Below are 17,969 nucleotides of genomic sequence, written 5' to 3'. Positions count from 1 at the left end.
AATAGAAAGATATTTTCAGTGTTATTGATTACACAATTGATAATGATTCTCGATATCTATATTCTTTTCCTATCTGATGGGCCACTAGGTTTAGAGCTTCTGTCTTGAGAGTATTTTCTGTGATGAGTTGAGGTTGTAATCGGTTGTTGCATTAACTGTCATGTTTGGTGAATAGTTATAATTATTTGGAAGATTATCACTATTATTTATGTGGGGAAATAGATTTCCTATAAAAATTTTGTTTCTTTCACCTTTTTTATGAAATATCAGGACATTTCTATTATCAATGGTAATTAATGTTATTATTATAGTGGAGAATGTAGTTGAGTTTTTACTTTATTTCTGTTGATTACTTTTGCAATAAATCTCAATTAATTACTTTGCTCCTGTAGAATTAATTTTTTTATCTATTCTTATCAATTAAAAAAATGACGTTTGTGAAATACATTAATCACATTATTAGTCATATTTTTATATATATAAATAATTTTTTGGGATGGCGATCGTAAATATTGTATGAAATAATAAGAAATGGAAAAAATGACTTTTAATATTTTACTTGATTTGTATCATAAGAATATGAATTTTCAAATAGTGTGTGTGTTTTATTTGAATATTAACGTATAGACTATTCATTTCCTGTATTATATAAGGAATGGTAATTTAATTTATGATGAATATTTAATAAGGTTATATATTCATGTGGTTTTTGATTTTTATTTTTGGAATGGTATCTTTTATAGATCTTCAAAGCAGATTGCAAGAATAATAAACCATATCCAATTCATTTAAAATACCTAATGTTTTTGGTATGTATATATTGGTTATATGTAAATTTAATTAATAATTAATTTGAAATACGAAGACTAAAGATGAAAAAGATAAAGTAATCAATAAAGAGATTTTGCGTACTATTATATTATGAGACCTGATAATATATAAATATCTCTAATGTTTTTTCTGGCTATTTAGAGTGTCAGGAGTCGAAATAGGCCTATTTTTCTGGCTATCTCTATGCTGGATATTGATTGTTATGCAATCAATAAAATGTTGTTATAGTTGTTTTTTTATTCATTATCTTACTGTATTTTATGCTATTTTTGTATGGTTAGTGTTATCTGCACATGGTGGTATACATTTTTAGTTAAGTCTTTAGATTAAAAAAAGTACAAATCTAAACGAAAAGTGATCATACCAGTATCTTTTTTGCAACCAAATTTTACATAAACTTAATCTGTTTTATCGTACAAATGGAGATACCGGATCTCAGAATAAGATGATTGTTTACACTTAATACTCAGGGATAAAACTGTCTTTTTCGTTGTTAGTTTGACTAAAGATAGGATTTTTTATCGTTATTTTAAATTTATAAGTTTAATAGATCGTATAAAATCAAAAAATATATCTAATATTTTTATTTAGAGAATTTAACTTATTAAAATTGAGAATTCGGATTTTATTTAATTGTTTGAATAGTTAATGAGCAATTCATCGATTAAATGCATATTAAAAGCCCTTGTTTTTGTGAGTTATGTCACATAGTATTTAAAATTGCGCCCTCTTTCCGTTGTATAAGTCGATGATTCAGGAGTAAAGTTGTGCCGTATTAAGAATATTCTTAATCGCCAATGAAAAATGTTATATCAGGTAACGCAATAATACTTTTGTAGCTCACTACCGTAATATTTTTGAAGTTGGATGAATCAAAAGTAATACAAAGGATGGTTACTGCTCTGACTAAGCCTGTATATTTTAGTTATGTAAGAGATTATTAATCCCTAAGCTATTTTAGGAATTTTGTCACGAGTGGTTTTTCGAACACTTAACTGATTTTTTAATGTAATCGGACGGGATAGAGAAATGAGTACGGTTGAATTGCTCAAACATATTTATGACATAAATTTATCGTATTTGCTTTTAGCTCAGCGATTAATTAACCATGAAAAAGCATCAGCGATGTTCCGTTTAGGTATTAGTGATTCTATGGCTGATACGTTGTCTGAATTGACATTACCTCAGTTGGTCAAGCTCGCTGAGACTAATCAATTAGTCTGTAATTTCCGGTTCGAAGACAGTGAAACTATTCAGCAGCTTACCAGGGAGTCTCGAGTGGATGATTTACAACAAATACATACAGGCATTTTGTTATCTACTCATTTATTTCAAAAGTTATCTTCGAAAGACGATACATCAGTGAAAAAAAGAGCATAAGAGATGGCCGAGAAAAGTATAGTTCAAGAAGCTAAGGATATACAGTTGGCGATGGAACTCATCACTTTGGGGGCGCGGTTGCAAATGCTTGAAAGTGAAACGCAATTGAGCAGAGGGCGACTAATTAAGCTTTATAAAGAATTGAGGGGGAGTCCCCCGCCAAAAGGGATGCTGCCTTTTTCAACAGATTGGTTTATGACATGGGAACAGAATATTCATTCATCAATGTTCTATAATGCCTATCGTTTTTTACTCAAGAGTGGTTATTGTGAAGGTGTAGAAGCTGTTGTTAAAGCGTATCGGCTCTATCTTGAACAATGTCCCCCTGTTGAAGGAGACGCCCCGGTTTTGGCGTTGACTCGTGCCTGGACTTTGGTACGTTTTGTCGACAGTGGCATGTTGCAACCTTCACAGTGCCGTACCTGTGGTGGAACTTTTATTACTCATGCTCATCAACCTGTGAATAGCTTTGTTTGTAGCCTTTGCCAACCGCCATCGCGTGCAGTAAAAAAACGTAAACTTTCCTCTCAGTCTGCCGATACTAATTCACAACTGCTGGATGGACTTGCTCAGCACGCAGTATGAATTTAAATGGGAAAATTATTCCTACAGGTTACGGATTGGTACTTTTTCTCCTGTAACCTGTATTGAAACCACAACTATTCTGGATTCAGACTGTTCAATTTCCCATCCGCTCACCAACTTAGCTAAAGGATATCGCGTGTTAGTATTTTTAGGATATATCGTAGTTTTTGGTGCGGTAATCGGTGGTTACCTGATTGTAGGTGGTCATTTGGGCGCACTTTATCAACCCGCTGAATTTTTAATTATCACTGGTGCTGGTATCGGTGCTTTCATTGTGGGTAACAACGGAAAAGCGATTAAGGCAACATTGCGTGTTTTGCCAAAGGTAATGCGTAGATCTAAATATAACAAAGTCATGTATATGGATCTGATGGCGCTGCTTTTCCGGTTGCTAGCAAAATCCCGCATGCAGGGTGTCTTAGCATTGGAGCGGGATATCGAACATCCTCAGCAGAGTGATATTTTCACCCAGTATCCGCGTTTGCTTAAGGATAAGCATTTGATGGATTTTATCACCGACTACATGCGATTGATTGTCAGCGGCAATATGAATCCTCATGAAATTGAAGCTCTGATGGATGAAGAAATTGAAACTTATGAACAGGAAAGCGAGATCCCGGCAACCAGTTTGACGATGGTTGGAGATTCTCTGCCTGCTTTTGGTATTGTCGCCGCAGTTATGGGGGTTGTTAATGCTTTAGGTTCGGCAGATCGCCCGGCAGGGGAGCTTGGCGTGCTGATTGCTCATGCAATGGTTGGGACGTTCCTCGGTATTTTGCTGGCATACGGCTTTATCTCACCACTGGCAACGTTGCTTCGTCAACGCAGTGGTGAACACATTAAAATGATGCAATGCATTAAAGTAACATTGTTATCCAGTCTGAATGGTTATGCTCCGCAAATTGCGGTTGAATTCGGCCGTAAAACACTGTACCTCACAGATCGTCCTTCTTTCACTGAGTTGGAAGAACATGTTCGCCGGGTAAAAGCGCCTGTCCAGCAAGAAACTGAAGAACAAGTATGAAGGCGCGTAACGTCTCTGTCATTAGGGTAAAAAGACGTAAAAGAAATGGCATCAAACATCATGGTGGTTCATGGAAAATTGCTTATGCTGATTTTATGACCGCCATGATGGCATTTTTTCTGGTTATGTGGCTGCTGGCAATTTCCAGCCCGCAAGAACTGACCCGAATTGCAGAATATTTCCGTACCCCATTACAAGTTGCAATCAATAAAGGGGAGCGTAGTAGTGATAGCTCCAATCCTATTCCGGGAGGGGGGGAAGATGTGCTGCATCAGGAAGGCGATATTCTGCGTCAGGTTAAAGTCGTTGAAGCTAATGATGAGGCACGCAAATTAAATAGGCTGCGTGAGCAACTTGATCAATTGATCATTACAGATCCTCGCCTTAAAGCATTACGTCCACATCTGTTGATTGACATGATGGATGAAGGGTTACGTATCCAAATTATTGACCGGGAAAACCGGCCAATGTTTACGGTTGGCAGTGCAAAAGTTGAAAGTTACATGAGTGATATTTTGCGGGCTATTGCACCAATCTTGAACGATATTCCCAATAAAATCAGCCTATCCGGTCATACCGATGATTTGAAATATGCCAATGGCGAGCGTGGTTACAGTAACTGGGAACTCTCCGCAGATCGGGCGAATGCATCAAGGAGAGAGCTGTTGATAGGTGGGCTGGATGAAGGAAAGATATTGCGGGTGGTTGGCATGGCTTCAACGGTTCGCCTGAAACAGGAAGATGCCAGCGCACCAGTTAACCGTCGCATCAGTATTTTAGTGCTCAATAAACAAGCGGAAGAGCGGATTGAACAGCAAAACACCGGCAGCGATTCCTTGATTATTAATGATAGTCAGGAAATTCACGAGGTGATTGGAAAGGATTCGACTGAGAATAGGCCAACACAACAGTCCAATGAAATCACAGTATTGGCCCAGCCAGCACTAACATCGCTGAGCGCTGAGCCTAATCGTGTACCGACTAAGGTGACAAAGTAACAATGGATATTACCGAGTTTTATCAGACCTTTTTTGATGAAGCAGACGAATTGCTGGAGGATATGGAGCAGCATCTATTGCAGCTCGATCCTGATGAGCCGGATCAGGAGCAATTGAATGCTATTTTTCGTAGTGCTCACTCAATAAAAGGTGGCGCTGCGACTTTTGGTTTTATCAAACTACAGCAAACCACCCATGTTCTGGAAAATTTGCTGGACAGCGCCAGACGAGATGAAATGAGTCTGACGACTGATATTATCAACCTGTTTTTAGAAGCGAAAGATATTATGCAGCAACAGTTGGATGCCTATAAAAGTTCTCAGGAGCCAGATGAAAGTGCGTTTACCTACATCTGTGAGACTTTGCGCCAGCTTGCATTGGAAGTACAGGAAGAGAATGAAGGCGGGGTTGAGTCTGTCGTAGATGCGGTGACGCCGGAGGTGCCTGAATCTGAGCCAGAATTAAAATCGGAACTTGTTGCGGCTGAAAACCAGCAAGGCAGAGTTCGAGTTCATCTTTCTGGTCTGAAAGAGCGTGAAGTTTCTCTGATGCTTGATGAGCTGAGTAATCTGGGGGAGGTTTACGATGCTGAACAGACTAGAGATAGCGTTGAAGCATCATTGGTAACATCAGCCACAGAGGACGATATCACCGCAGTGCTCTGTTTTGTTATTGAGCCGGAACAGATCACTTTCTTGCCGGTAGCTGAACCCAAAGACAAAGTTAAAAATAAAGATACAGCTAACGTCGTTAAAACAACTATGCCGGAAAAAGGCTCCACTCCGCCTGTCGGGCGCCCTGCGCCGACACCACCGGCAGGATCGCCGCGTCAACGGGCAGAATCTTCCAGTATTCGGGTTGCGGTTGAGAAAGTTGATCAACTGATAAACCTGGTTGGTGAATTGGTTATTACCCAATCTATGTTAGCTCAGCACTGTAGCGCTCTTGAACCGACTTTACATGGTGATTTGCTAAATTGCATGGTGCAGTTGCAGCGAAATTCCAGAGATTTGCAAGAATCTGTGATGTCTATTCGTATGATGCCAATGGAATATGTGTTCAGCCGTTACCCGCGTTTAGTCAGGGATCTTGCTAGCAAGTTGAATAAAAAAGTGGATCTCACTTTGGTTGGCAGTTCCACTGAGTTGGATAAGAGTTTAATCGAGCGCATTATTGATCCCTTAACTCATCTCGTCCGTAACAGTCTGGATCATGGTATTGAAGAGCCAGAGGTTCGGCTTAGTGTGGGCAAACCTGAAACAGGCAACCTGACACTTTCTGCTGAACATCAGGGAGGAAATATCTGCATTGAAGTTGTGGATGACGGCGCTGGGCTAAATCGTGAAAAGATTCTGGCTAAGGCGATGTCACAAGGATTGTCGGTTAGTGAAAATATGAGCAATGAAGAAGTTGCTATGTTGATTTTCGCTCCTGGTTTTTCCACTGCTGAAGTTGTAACAGATGTGTCTGGCCGTGGTGTAGGAATGGATGTGGTTAAGAGAAATATTCAGGAAATGGGAGGACAGATCCAGATTAACTTCCAGGCCGGTAAAGGGACAGTGACGCGGATTTTGTTGCCTCTGACACTGGCAATCCTTGATGGTATGTCAGTGAAAGTTAATGACGAAGTGTTTATTTTGCCGTTGAGTGCGGTGGTGAGTTCTCTCCAGCCGCAGGAAGAAGATATTTATCCTTTGGCTGGCGATGAAAAATTACTGCATGTCAGAGGAGAATACTTGCCGCTGATTAAGTTACATCGAGTTTTTGATATTCCTGATGCCAAAACAGATCCGACGCAAGGAATTATTGTGATAGTACAAAGTGCTGGCCGTCGTTATGCTTTGCTGGTTGATCAATTAGTTGGACAACATCAAGTGGTCGTGAAAAATATCGAAAGTAACTATCGCAAAGTACCGGGGATCTCTGCTGCCACAATTATGGGTGATGGTAGCGTGGCGCTGATTATTGATGTTTCTGCTTTGCAGCAACTCAATCATGACCAATTGGCATTTAGCAAAGCTGAGTTATTAGCAAAAAATAAGCACTGAATGGGGAAATATCCCTGTAGAAAATCGTCAATCTCACAGTGAAAGGTAAAATCATGTCGGCCATAGAAGCGTTTAATAAATTGTCAGGAGAAACTGCCGGGGAAGGATATTTGGTTTTTACCCTGGGTGATGAAGAGTATGGTATCGAGATACTGAAAGTACAGGAGATCCGGGGCTATGATCAGGTTACTCGTATTGCGAATACTCCAGCATTCATTAAAGGAATAACCAATCTACGTGGGGTTATTGTGCCTATTATTGACCTGAGAATTAAATTTGCTCAGGAAACGATTACCTATAATGATAATACCGTTGTTATTGTTTTGAATCTATTAAACCGGGTGGTTGGTATTGTGGTTGATGGTGTTTCGGATGTTTTATCGCTCAAAGCTGAGCAAATCTGTCCGGCGCCTGAATTTGCAGTAACATTATCTACTGAATATCTAACGGGATTAGGTTCACTCGATGATCGCATGCTGATTTTAGTGGATATTGAGAAATTGCTTAATAGTGAAGAGATGGCGTTAGTCGATTCAGTGGCTAAAAACTAATCATTAAATGTGGCTGCCATCATCGACAGATGGCAGTCAATTCTTGTCTATAATTCCCGTAAATTCCAAATCAGAAAAAATATTCAAATTTCTTTTATTCAACCAGTAAAGTTTCCCTTGGTGATGCCGATAACAAAGCCATGCTGATCTATTGTAAAAAGGGAAAACATGTTTAACCGAATGAAAATAGTGACCGGGCTGATGGCGGTCATCATATTATTTGGTGCTCTGCAATTTATATCCGGGGGACTTTTCTTTCATGAGTTGAAAAGTAACAAAGAAAACCTAGAAATACTGGATAAAATGCGGGAACAGCAGACATTTTTGAATGAAACTTGGGTTAATTTGTTACAAGCTCGTAACAGTTTGAACCGTGCTGGCATTCGCTATATGATGAAAAAAGATGAGAGTGTCGATAATTACTACACGTTGGAGCAGTTACTGACTGATGCTAGAAGTAATCTCTCTATCGCAGAACAGCGCTTTGAACAATACGAACAGACTGCTCAATTGCCTATTCATGAATCGGAAAGTCTTAATCGTCTTAAAAAAGCCTATGATGTTTATATTTCAGCGCTGCATGAGCTTATTGTTCTGCTTGAACATGATCGAACGGTAGAATTTTTCAATCAGCCAACGGGCAAATATCAGAGTGCTTTTGAAGAAGAATATAACTTCTATTTGACCCAAAACGATCACCTCTATTCTGATGTGGTATTTGATGCAAATATCTCCTACAGAAATGCGATGATTATGTTGGGTATTGTCATGCTGATTCTGGTTTCAGCCATGATTTTTAGTTGGGTTAGCATCAAGCATAGTTTGCTCAATCCGTTAAACAAATTATTGGAGAACATTAAGGCGCTTTCTACCGGTAATTTGACACAAAATATTACTGTTTCAGGCAGAAATGAGATGAGTACGTTAGCCATTGGCCTGAAGCATATGCAAAAAGAATTTATCACTACTGTCACTAGTGTTCGTCAGAGCAGTGAAAGTATTTATAACGGAACCAGTGAAATTGCCGCGGGAAATAATGATCTCTCCTCGCGCACTGAGGAACAAGTTGCTTCTTTGGAAGAAACCGCCGCCAGTATGGAGCAATTGACCGCAACTGTACGTCAAAATGCAGAAAATGCTCGTCAGGCAAGTAACTTGGCTGATAGTGCTTCTGAAGTTGCACGCCAGGGTGGGAAAGTTGTGGCGAATGTTGTACAGACAATGCGTGAAATTGCCGGCAGTTCTCAGAAGATTTCCGATATTACCAGTGTTATTGATGCTATTGCGTTCCAGACTAACATCTTGGCGCTGAATGCCGCCGTGGAAGCCGCGCGTGCCGGTGAACATGGGCGCGGTTTTGCGGTTGTGGCAGGAGAAGTGCGTAACCTTGCACAGCGTAGTGCTGAGGCAGCAAAAGAGATCAAAGCATTAATAGAAGATTCAGTCAGCCGCGCAGATACCGGTTCTGTCTTGGTTGAGAGCGCCGGTGAAACCATGAATAACATTGTCAGTTCAGTCACTCGTGTAACTGATATTATGGGTGAAATTGCATCTGCATCCGATGAACAAAGCAGAGGGATAACTCAGGTTGGTCTGGCTATCTCCGAAATGGATCGGGTAACCCAACAAAATGCGGCTTTAGTTGAGCAATCCGCTGCGGCTGCGGCTGCACTAGAAGATCAAGCGGCTGGATTGAAGAAACTGGTTTCTCTATTCCAATTGCCGAATCTTGACGATAAATCTCAACCTGAAATGAAAATTGAGCATTTGCCTGTGGCTAAGACTCCTCCGGCTAAATCGAATCCACCGGTGTTGAAGAAAGTCAACAACGTGGAAGAACAAGCTAATTGGGAAACATTTTAAAACACTAAGCGATAACCATGGCTGCATATGCAGCCGTTAACAGAGGTGATTACATGTTAGGCAGGCTTCGTATATCTACCAGTTTATATCTGTTACTGATGATGTTTTGTGTAATGCAGATAATCTCAAGTGGTTTATCACTTGGAATCATTCACGCAGATCAATCCTATATTGAACGAATTGATTTGGGAACACAGAAGAGAGATACCTTAGGGTTGAGCTGGGCAGCTTTGCTGCAATCGCGTAATACACTTAATCGAATCGCTGTAGGGAAAACGCTGCAACAATCTGAAGCTCATATTGAGAGTATGATCGCTAATGTTAAGGAGACCTTGGATAGGGCTGAGATGCATTTTGCCGAGTTTATTGCGCTACCTAAATTAAATGAAGAGGATGGTAGTAGCGTATTATTGGCCTCAGTAGAAACCAGTTATAAAGAATATATCAAAGCGCTTAGAGAACTTTCGGCTTTTTTAGAAAGTGGTAATTATGATGCATTCTTAAACCAGCCGACGGAAAAGTATCAGCAGCAACTTGAATCCGATTTCAATCAATATATGCAGTATATCGGAGAGGAGATTACAACCGCCGTTCAAGATGGTCGTCTTTATTACCGAATTTCAGTTGCCATGTTTGCAGGTGCGATTTTAATGGTGCTGGTTGTTGCCTGGGCGGCTCATTGGTGGTTAAAAAAGAATCTTCTCAGACCTTTTGCCAATATGCGTAGTCACTTCCAGAATGTTGCGGAAGGAAAACTCAATAAAGAAGTTTCTGTTTTCACCCAAGATGAAATTGGCGAAGTGTTCCTAAAATTACGCGAAATGCAACGTTCACTTGTTAATTCCATTACTTTGGTAAAAGAGAATACTAACTTGATGTATAGCGGTATTCAGGAAATTACTCAGGGTAATACTGATCTCTCTTCCCGCACAGAAGAGCAAGCGGCCTCACTAGAAGAAACGGCAGCCAGTATGGAACAACTGACTGCAACTGTACGTCAGAATGCGGAAAATGCTCGCCAGGCCAGTGAATTGGCGGTGTCTGCATCGAAAACAGCCTCTAAAGGGGGTGAACTGACCGTTGATGTTGTGGAGACAATGGATGCGATTGCCAATAGCTCACAGAAAATCAGCGCCATTATCAGCGTTATTGATGGTATTGCATTTCAGACCAACATTCTGGCGCTGAATGCGGCAGTAGAAGCCGCGCGGGCAGGTGAACAAGGCCGAGGTTTCTCTGTTGTTGCCGGCGAAGTGAGGGATCTGGCTCAACGAAGTGCCGAAGCAGCAAAAGAGATTAAAACATTAATTAGTGAATCCGTTCAGCGAGTAAGCCAAGGTTCTGAATTGGTTAGCCATGCAGGGAAGACCATGAATGAATTGGTCGTTTCTGTAAATCAGGTGACGGATCTGATGGCTGAAATTGCTGCGGCATCTGATGAGCAAAGTCGGGGTATTCATCAGGTAGCACAAGCTGTTACACAAATGGATCAAGTTACTCAGCAGAACGCTGCATTGGTTGAACAGTCGGCAGCAGCAGCAGCAGCGCTTGAAGACCAGGCCGATATTTTGGTGCAAATAGTGGCGCAGTTTGAGTTACCTGATAATTCAGAAAATAAGCTTGAAAATGAACTTTCACTGACGCTGAGGTCTGCGGATAGCGAAGGGGCAGTCAGTCAGACTCGTTGAGGCCAGATGAAACCAAGTTTAATTGCTTCAGCGACAAGTAGTTTGTCATCTTCGCCGCTGAATCACATGATTCAGCGTTATACCATGTCAGATGCGCATTTTAAGCGCATCTGCCAGCTTATCTATCAACGTGCGGGTATTGTGCTGGCCGCACATAAACGGGAGATGGTTTACAACCGTTTAATTCGGCGTTTGCGTACCCTTGGAATACGTGATTTTGGGCAATACCTGTTCATTCTTGAAAACGACATGGGTAGTGAGGAGTGGCAGGAATTTGTCAATGCGTTGACAACTAACCTGACGGCTTTTTTCAGGGAAGCTCATCATTTTCCTCTGTTAGCTAAACATGCAAGTAAGAAGAATGGAGCGTATCGGGTATGGAGTGCAGCGGCATCGACAGGAGAAGAGCCATATTCGATAGCAATGACGCTAAGCGATGTATTGGGGGAACGTTTTCACCAAGTAAAAATTATTGCCAGTGATATTGATACCCATGTACTGGAAAAAGCACGCAAAGGGGTTTATCGATTGGATGAGTTGCGTCAACTGACCGATCAACAGAAAAAGCGATACTTTTATAAAGGTGTTGGATCTTATGAAGGTTATGCGCGTGTCCGGCCCCAACTTGCTGACATGGTGACATTCCAGCATCTAAACCTGTTAGATCCTAATTGGCCGTTTGAAGAGAAGTTTGATGCCATCTTTTGCCGTAATGTTATGATTTATTTTGATAAAAAGACGCAGGAACGGATACTGCGTCATTTTGTTGCTTTGTTAAAACCCGATGGATTGCTCTTTGCAGGGCATTCTGAAAATGTCACTCAAATAAGCCGGGAATTCTACTTGCAAGGACAGACCGTTTACGGTGTAGGCCGGGCAAGGAGAGGTCATGAATAAAATAACTGTTCTTTGTGTCGATGATTCAGCGCTGATGCGTCAAATCATGCGAGAGATCATCAATAGCCACCCGGATATGGAGGTAGTGGCTTGTGCGCCAGATCCACTGGTAGCACGTGATCTGATTAAAAAGCATAACCCACAGGTACTCACACTGGATGTTGAAATGCCGCGTATGGATGGTATTGATTTTCTGGAAAAATTAATGCGCTTACGGCCAATGCCAGTGGTTATGATTTCCTCTTTGACAGCCAAAGGTTCTGAAATCACATTAAGGGCATTGGAACTTGGCGCTGTTGATTTTGTAACCAAACCTCAATTGGGTATTCGTGAAGGCATGCTGGCTTACAGTGAACTTATTGCGGAGAAAATACGGACAGCAGCACAGGCTAAACTATCTGTGCCAATAGCCACGCCGATAAGTTCTGTTCCGTTAAGTTTTAAGCCTTTGTTATCCAGTGAAAAGCTGATAGCAGTAGGGGCTTCTACTGGCGGAACGGAAGCCATAAAAAATTTGTTGCAACCGTTACCTGTCACCAGCCCGGCACTGCTCATTACTCAGCATATGCCACCTGGTTTTACCCGTTCTTTTGCTGAACGACTGAATAAACTTAGCCAAATTACCGTAAAAGAGGCTGAAAATGGCGAACGGATTTTGCCGGGGCACGCCTACATTGCTCCGGGTGATTGCCATATGGAACTGTGCCGTAATGGCGCTGATTATCAGGTTTTGATTACCGATGCACCGGCGGTTAATCGTCATCGTCCGTCTGTAGATGTGTTGTTCCGATCAGTGGCTAAATTTGCCGGCAGAAATGCTGTTGGCGTGTTACTAACTGGCATGGGCAGTGATGGCGCGGCAGGTTTACTGGAGATGAAGCAAGCTGGCGCGTACACATTGGCGCAGGATGAAGCAAGTTGCGTGGTGTTTGGTATGCCAAGAGCGGCCATACAAATGGGGGCGGTGGATGAGGTTATGGATATACTCAAAATGAGCAAGAGAATGCTGGCGAAAATAAGCTTGGGGCAAGCTGTCCGTATTTAACCGCTATCGGATATACCCCTATGGATTTCAAGATGCATCGCGACGGCAAGGGAGCGAATCCCCGGGAGCATAGATAACTATGTGACCGGGGTGAGTGAGCGCAGCCAACAAAGAGGCAACTTGAAAGATGGCGGGTATAAATTTAATTTTTTAAGCGGCTCTGCGCTGATTGATAAATAATTTCAAGGAGTTTTTATGGCGAATAAGGATCTGAGATTTTTGGTGGTTGATGATTTTTCAACCATGCGTCGCATCGTTCGTAACTTGTTAAAAGAATTGGGCTTTAATAATGTAGAAGAAGCTCAAGATGGGGCAGAAGCCCTGACTAAGATTCGTGCATCTCAATTTGACTTTATTATCTCTGATTGGAATATGCCCAACATGGATGGTTTAGAGCTACTAAAAATCATTCGTGAAGATGCTCAATTAGCTAAGATACCGGTTTTGATGGTGACCGCAGAAGCGAAGAAAGAAAATATCATTGCCGCCGCACAAGCCGGGGCCAGTGGTTATGTTGTTAAACCTTTTACCGCAGCTACTCTGGAAGAAAAGCTCAACAAAATATTTGAAAAACTGGGCCTCTAAGGAGACATAATGAGTGTAAATCCAGTCATGCCAAGGGATGAGACCATTAACACCAGTGAAATTATCAGCCGTATCGGCCAGCTCACGCGTATGTTGCGTGATAGCTTACGTGAGTTGGGATTGGATAAAACTATTGCTCAGGCGGCTGAGGCAATACCTGATGCGAGAGAACGTTTGGACTATGTTGTGCAGATGACAGCGCAGGCGGCGGAAAGGGCGCTTAATTGCGTTGAAGCGGCGCAACCTCGCCAAAATGAGTTAGAGTCATCGGCAATATCACTGAAAAAACGTTGGGATGAGTGGTTTGAAAACCCTGTTGAGATGCCTGTGGCGCGTTCGTTGGTTATGGATACCCGGAATTACCTCAATACGGTACCTGAACATACCGCATTCACTAACGCTCAACTGCTGGAGATCATGATGGCGCAAGATTTTCAGGATCTTACCGGTCAGGTTATCAAGCGGATGATGGATGTTATTCAGGAAATAGAAAAACAGTTGGTGATGGTATTGATGGAAAACATGCCGGCTGATCAGATGGCGAAAACCAAGAAAGAGACTGACAGTTTGCTAAATGGTCCGCAGGTGAACCAAAATGGCGTGGGTGTTATTGCTAATCAGGCTCAGGTTGATGATCTACTGGATAGTTTAGGTTTCTGAATAAATGTGGCAGGGGTAAACCTGCCACTCAGGATCAAAGATTTCCCGGAAATATGATTGATAGTATTGATCGGTATTAATCTTATTCTCTTTACCTTCTAAAACAAGAGCGTAGCGATAATATCTAAACCAAATACAACATCCAGAGAACACCAAACTTTTATTACAGCGATATCCTACTTAATGAGGCACTTCAAATTTAAAGTAATCGCTGAGGAGAATTATTTTATCGTCCATAATTTCGATTAATGTCACGCCCATATTGCTATAAATATCACTATTTTTACGACGTCCTTCATTTTCCCAAATAATACAAGCCTGATTATTATTAGCAATAAAACCAGTTTGCGTGAAATGTAAATATTCAAAATTTGAGAAAAGTTTCTTGAGAAAATTAAGCGACATCTTTTTACCTACCATTGGTGGGAGGCTCGGATAATAAATTGAAATATCTTCAGAAAAAATATTATCCAGTCGTTTAAGGTCATACTGATTCATTGAGCTGAGAAGCTCTGCGGTTAATTCATCTATTCGGTTCATTATGTTTTGTCCTCTGTTTTATTTATTTGCCAACATAATTGCGTTAAAAATTTAGGTCTGACTGACGACTTCATTTTCCTGCTGTAAAGTGTTTAATCGTTGCGCCAGTTGGCTGACCCTCGGTGCGTTAAATAGATCGCGCAACGTTATTTCAACGCCGAAGTCACTACGCACTCTTGCTATTATCCGCATTGCAACCAATGATTCGCCGCCGAGCTCAAAGAAATTATCCTCTGGAGAGATATTTTCTAATCCCAACAACTCGGCAAACAGACAACAAAGTGCGAGTTCCTGTGGGTTGGAGGAACTATTTTCATTGACTACTGCACTATTCCATGTGGGTTTCGGCAACGCCTTACGATCTAACTTTCCGTTAATGGTTAACGGGAAGCGGTCAAGTTGCACTATTGTTGCTGGAATCATCGCTTCAGGTAAGTATGCGGCTAGACTGGCCCGTATTAACTGTGGTTCAAGCGTAATACCCTTATGAGCAATGACATAGCCCACCAACCGCTTCTGTTGACCTTCATCTTCACGCACAATGACCTCAGACTGCGCGATATCAGGGTGTGCATTTAGCGCTGCCGCCACCTCGCCCAATTCAATACGGAAGCCGCGGATTTTAACCTGATCGTCAGTACGGCCAAGGAAGTCCAATACCCCATCCCGACGCAATCTTGCCAAGTCGCCAGTGCGATACATGTGCGCACCTGTGCCGATAAAAGGATCAGCAATGAAGCGTTCAGCCGTGAGTTCAGGACGATTCAGATAACCACGAGCTACCCCTGCGCCGCCCACATATATCTCACCCACAAAACCTACCGGAACCGGGCTCTGAGCCTCATCAAGAATATAAATACTGAGATCATCAATAGGTTCGCCGATAAGACTTGAGGCAGGCTGCGTAACGACTTCACGTGAAAGAGGGAAATAGGTCACGTGTACAGTGGTTTCAGTAATACCATACATGTTGATCAACTGAGGAGCGTTATCATCGTGCCTTTGATACCACTCCTCCAGGATATGCGCATTCAGCGCTTCTCCGCCAAAAATCACTGTGCGCAGCGCCAAGCTCTGCCCAAGTTTAGGGGCTTCGCGATCAGCATGGATTAGTGCCTGAAATGCTGAAGGCGTCTGATTTAACACCGTTACTTTTTCGCTAACCAAAAGCTGCAAAAAATCTGTAGGTGAACGGCTGACTTCCCAAGGGACAATCACCAGTCTTCCGCCATTCAACAATGCTCCCCAACACTCCCAGACAGCAAAGTCAAAAGCATAAGAGTGAAACATTGTCCAACAATCGGTTTCAGAGAAATTAAACCAGCGCTGAGTACTTTGTAGCAAACGCATCACATTGTGATGAGTCACTACCACGCCCTTGGGCATGCCGGTAGAGCCAGAGGTGTAAATGATATAAGCAGGGTGTGCTGAAATCAGCGGTTGCAAGCGCTCTTTATCAGACAGATCAGCAATACTCTGCATTTCCAGATGGGCAATTAACTCGGGATCATCTAGCAGTAACATGGGGGTATGGGTTGTCAGGCGTTGCGCAATTTCGCTGGTGGTGATCACACAAGCAGGTTCAGCATCGTCAATCATAAAATCGAGACGACTTTGCGGATAATCTGCCTCCACCGGCACGTAGGCAGCACCCGCTTTGATGATAGCCAGCAGTGTCACCATCATCTCAATAGAACGTGGTAAACAGACCATAACACGCTGTTCCGGGCCTATTTGCCGCGATACCAGATAGTGCGCCAGTTGGTTAGCACGTTGGTTCAATACCGTATAACTCACCTTTTCCTGTTGATAAGTCAGCGCCATACTGTCTGGCCTTGCAATTGCTTGTTGTTCAAAGCGCGAGGCCAGTGTTTCCTCGTTTAATACTGCGTGCCGCGCAGGTAATAGGCTGTCTCCTATGCGCCAACCCGGTAATGTCAGTTCACCAATGGGGCGTGATATATCCGCCAGCAATTCAGTGATGAAATGCTGAAAAAGAGATTTCTGGAGGTTAATATCGTGGGGAGTATAGAGGTTATCATTGGTATCGAGCGTAAACTGCAAACTGCCGCCTTCGTCATGATAATAAATGGTCACAGAGAGATCTTCTACCGGGCCACTGGACAAATTTTTGGTACGCCCCAAATTACCCGCAAAGCTCACATTGCTGTTAAACAGCATCACATTAATATTCTGCGCAAACAAGCGGGGGGCAGAACCATTTCGCTGTAAATCACGATAGATATCTTCAGAGCGATATTGCTGATGTTTGAGTAATTGGCGGATTTCCTGGCTGACCTGCTTACTAATGTCGCCGATGGAATGAGCAGGATCTATTGTCAGACGCAGAGGTAATACATTAGATACCATACCTGGAATATTACGTAACACACGCCCTGAACGCGCAGTTACTGGCATACCTAACGTAATATCCTGCTTATCGGTCATACGAGAAATCCAGGAAGCAACGATAGCAATAATAATTTGCGCCATACTACTGCCACTCTCTTCACTCAGAGTGTGCAGAATATCATTGACCTTTGCCGGGATTTCACACGGGGTGCAACTGAACGAACCCAAGTCGGCAAACTGACCGGGTTTCGCCCCCACGGCAAGGCTCTGTGGTTCACTTCGGCCTGCCATATATTGTGCCCACCACTGACGGTCACCTTGGAAATTTTCCGAGCGGCGGTATTCTTCATCAAAAGCCAGCAGATCGCTAAGAGCGCCGAATGGATTTTCCAGCTCATCAGCGCCAGTCAATTTCTGGGTATACAGTTCAGCAAGCCGCTGAATTAGCAACGTAGTGCCAAAAGCATCACTAGCCAGATGATGGACACGAATAAACAAAAAATAGTGTTCATCACTGATTTTCAGTAGCGCAAAGCCAAACAACGGCCCCTGTGTTAACTCCATCTGCCGCGCCAATTCAGCCTTCATCCAGATTTCAGCTTCTGTTAATGCATTCACATGATTAGATAAATCAATCAGCGGACATTCCCATTGCAGATGGGTAACAATCTGTTGTTGTAATCCTTGTGGGTGCTGCACAACCACCACTCGTAAACACTCAGCTTCATCTATCAACTGGGACAATGCCGTGTTAAGTGTCTCAATATCGATATAGCCTGAAATATCAATATAACAACCCGTATTATAAATTCCTGTTTTTGCACTTAATTGTTCAGCCAGCCAAATTTCCTGCTGTGCTGCGGTCAGGGGGTAGTAATCCCCTTGATGTTGTTTCATATAATTAACCCTCACAGGCTAGTGA

14 protein-coding genes are annotated in these 17,969 nt (G+C 42.4%); 12 read left to right on the top strand and 2 right to left on the bottom strand.

Annotated features, from left to right (window positions below):
* The first annotated feature begins 1,860 nt into the window (after positions 1 to 1,860).
* The 12 genes from flhD to cheZ all read left to right on the top strand — a co-directional run bounded on the left by flhD (position 1,861) and on the right by cheZ (position 14,155).
* Positions 1,861 to 2,211, top strand: a complete 351-nt coding sequence (gene flhD, locus TI10_RS04740; RefSeq protein WP_036775787.1) for a flagellar transcriptional regulator FlhD — start codon at positions 1,861 to 1,863, stop codon at positions 2,209 to 2,211.
* 3 nt (positions 2,212 to 2,214) lie between these two features.
* Entirely contained in the window at positions 2,215 to 2,796 is a 582-nt protein-coding gene (gene flhC, locus TI10_RS04735; RefSeq protein WP_036807309.1) for a flagellar transcriptional regulator FlhC, read from the top strand.
* Between the two features lie 136 nt (positions 2,797 to 2,932).
* Complete coding sequence (motA, locus tag TI10_RS04730) at positions 2,933 to 3,820, top strand: flagellar motor stator protein MotA (protein ID WP_049582069.1); 888 nt, start codon at positions 2,933 to 2,935, stop codon at positions 3,818 to 3,820.
* Positions 3,817 to 4,818: a flagellar motor protein MotB gene (motB, locus tag TI10_RS04725; protein WP_049582067.1), complete on the top strand. Its 1,002-nt coding sequence runs from the start codon at positions 3,817 to 3,819 to the stop codon at positions 4,816 to 4,818. Before motA ends, motB begins: the two co-directional genes overlap by 4 nt.
* A 2-nt stretch (positions 4,819 to 4,820) precedes the next feature.
* Complete coding sequence (gene cheA, locus TI10_RS04720; protein ID WP_049582066.1) at positions 4,821 to 6,866, top strand: chemotaxis protein CheA; 2,046 nt, start codon at positions 4,821 to 4,823, stop codon at positions 6,864 to 6,866.
* A 53-nt stretch (positions 6,867 to 6,919) separates the two neighbouring features.
* Positions 6,920 to 7,417, top strand: coding sequence for a chemotaxis protein CheW (cheW, locus tag TI10_RS04715; RefSeq protein WP_049582065.1), 498 nt, complete (start codon positions 6,920 to 6,922; stop codon positions 7,415 to 7,417).
* 168 nt (positions 7,418 to 7,585) lie between these two features.
* The gene (locus TI10_RS04710; protein ID WP_049582064.1) at positions 7,586 to 9,280 is read left to right on the top strand and encodes a methyl-accepting chemotaxis protein; all 1,695 of its coding nucleotides are present in this window, start codon (positions 7,586 to 7,588) and stop codon (positions 9,278 to 9,280) included.
* Between the two features lie 53 nt (positions 9,281 to 9,333).
* Positions 9,334 to 10,968 (top strand): methyl-accepting chemotaxis protein, encoded by a 1,635-nt coding sequence (locus tag TI10_RS04705; protein ID WP_049582179.1) that lies wholly within the window; start codon positions 9,334 to 9,336, stop codon positions 10,966 to 10,968.
* A gap of 6 nt (positions 10,969 to 10,974) precedes the next feature.
* Complete coding sequence (cheR, locus tag TI10_RS04700) at positions 10,975 to 11,865, top strand: protein-glutamate O-methyltransferase CheR (protein WP_049582063.1); 891 nt, start codon at positions 10,975 to 10,977, stop codon at positions 11,863 to 11,865.
* The gene (locus TI10_RS04695) at positions 11,858 to 12,910 is read left to right on the top strand and encodes a protein-glutamate methylesterase/protein-glutamine glutaminase (RefSeq protein WP_049582062.1); all 1,053 of its coding nucleotides are present in this window, start codon (positions 11,858 to 11,860) and stop codon (positions 12,908 to 12,910) included. The genes cheR and TI10_RS04695 overlap by 8 nt, the downstream gene beginning before the upstream one ends.
* A gap of 195 nt (positions 12,911 to 13,105) precedes the next feature.
* A complete protein-coding gene (gene cheY / locus TI10_RS04690; protein ID WP_049582061.1) occupies positions 13,106 to 13,495 on the top strand; it encodes a chemotaxis response regulator CheY in 390 nt (129 codons plus the stop codon).
* 9 nt (positions 13,496 to 13,504) lie between these two features.
* Positions 13,505 to 14,155 carry a protein phosphatase CheZ gene (gene cheZ, locus TI10_RS04685; protein WP_049582060.1) on the top strand — a complete coding sequence of 217 codons (651 nt, stop codon included), beginning with the start codon at positions 13,505 to 13,507 and terminating at the stop codon, positions 14,153 to 14,155.
* Positions 14,156 to 14,335: 180 nt separating this feature from the next.
* Here the strand turns inward: cheZ and TI10_RS04680 are convergent, their stop codons facing one another.
* Together TI10_RS04680 and TI10_RS04675 are read right to left on the bottom strand one after the other, a co-directional pair.
* The gene (locus tag TI10_RS04680) at positions 14,336 to 14,695 is read right to left on the bottom strand and encodes a nuclear transport factor 2 family protein (protein ID WP_049582059.1); all 360 of its coding nucleotides are present in this window, start codon (positions 14,693 to 14,695) and stop codon (positions 14,336 to 14,338) included.
* Between the two features lie 51 nt (positions 14,696 to 14,746).
* Positions 14,747 to 17,944 carry a non-ribosomal peptide synthetase gene (locus TI10_RS04675; protein WP_049582058.1) on the bottom strand — a complete coding sequence of 1,066 codons (3,198 nt, stop codon included), beginning with the start codon at positions 17,942 to 17,944 and terminating at the stop codon, positions 14,747 to 14,749.
* Positions 17,945 to 17,969 lie beyond the last annotated feature (25 nt).

The organism is Photorhabdus luminescens subsp. luminescens (assembly GCF_001083805.1).
Taxonomy (GTDB): domain Bacteria; phylum Pseudomonadota; class Gammaproteobacteria; order Enterobacterales; family Enterobacteriaceae; genus Photorhabdus; species Photorhabdus luminescens.
The sequence above is the reverse complement of the archived record's forward strand: the minus strand, read 5'-3'. Positions and strand labels throughout refer to the sequence as shown.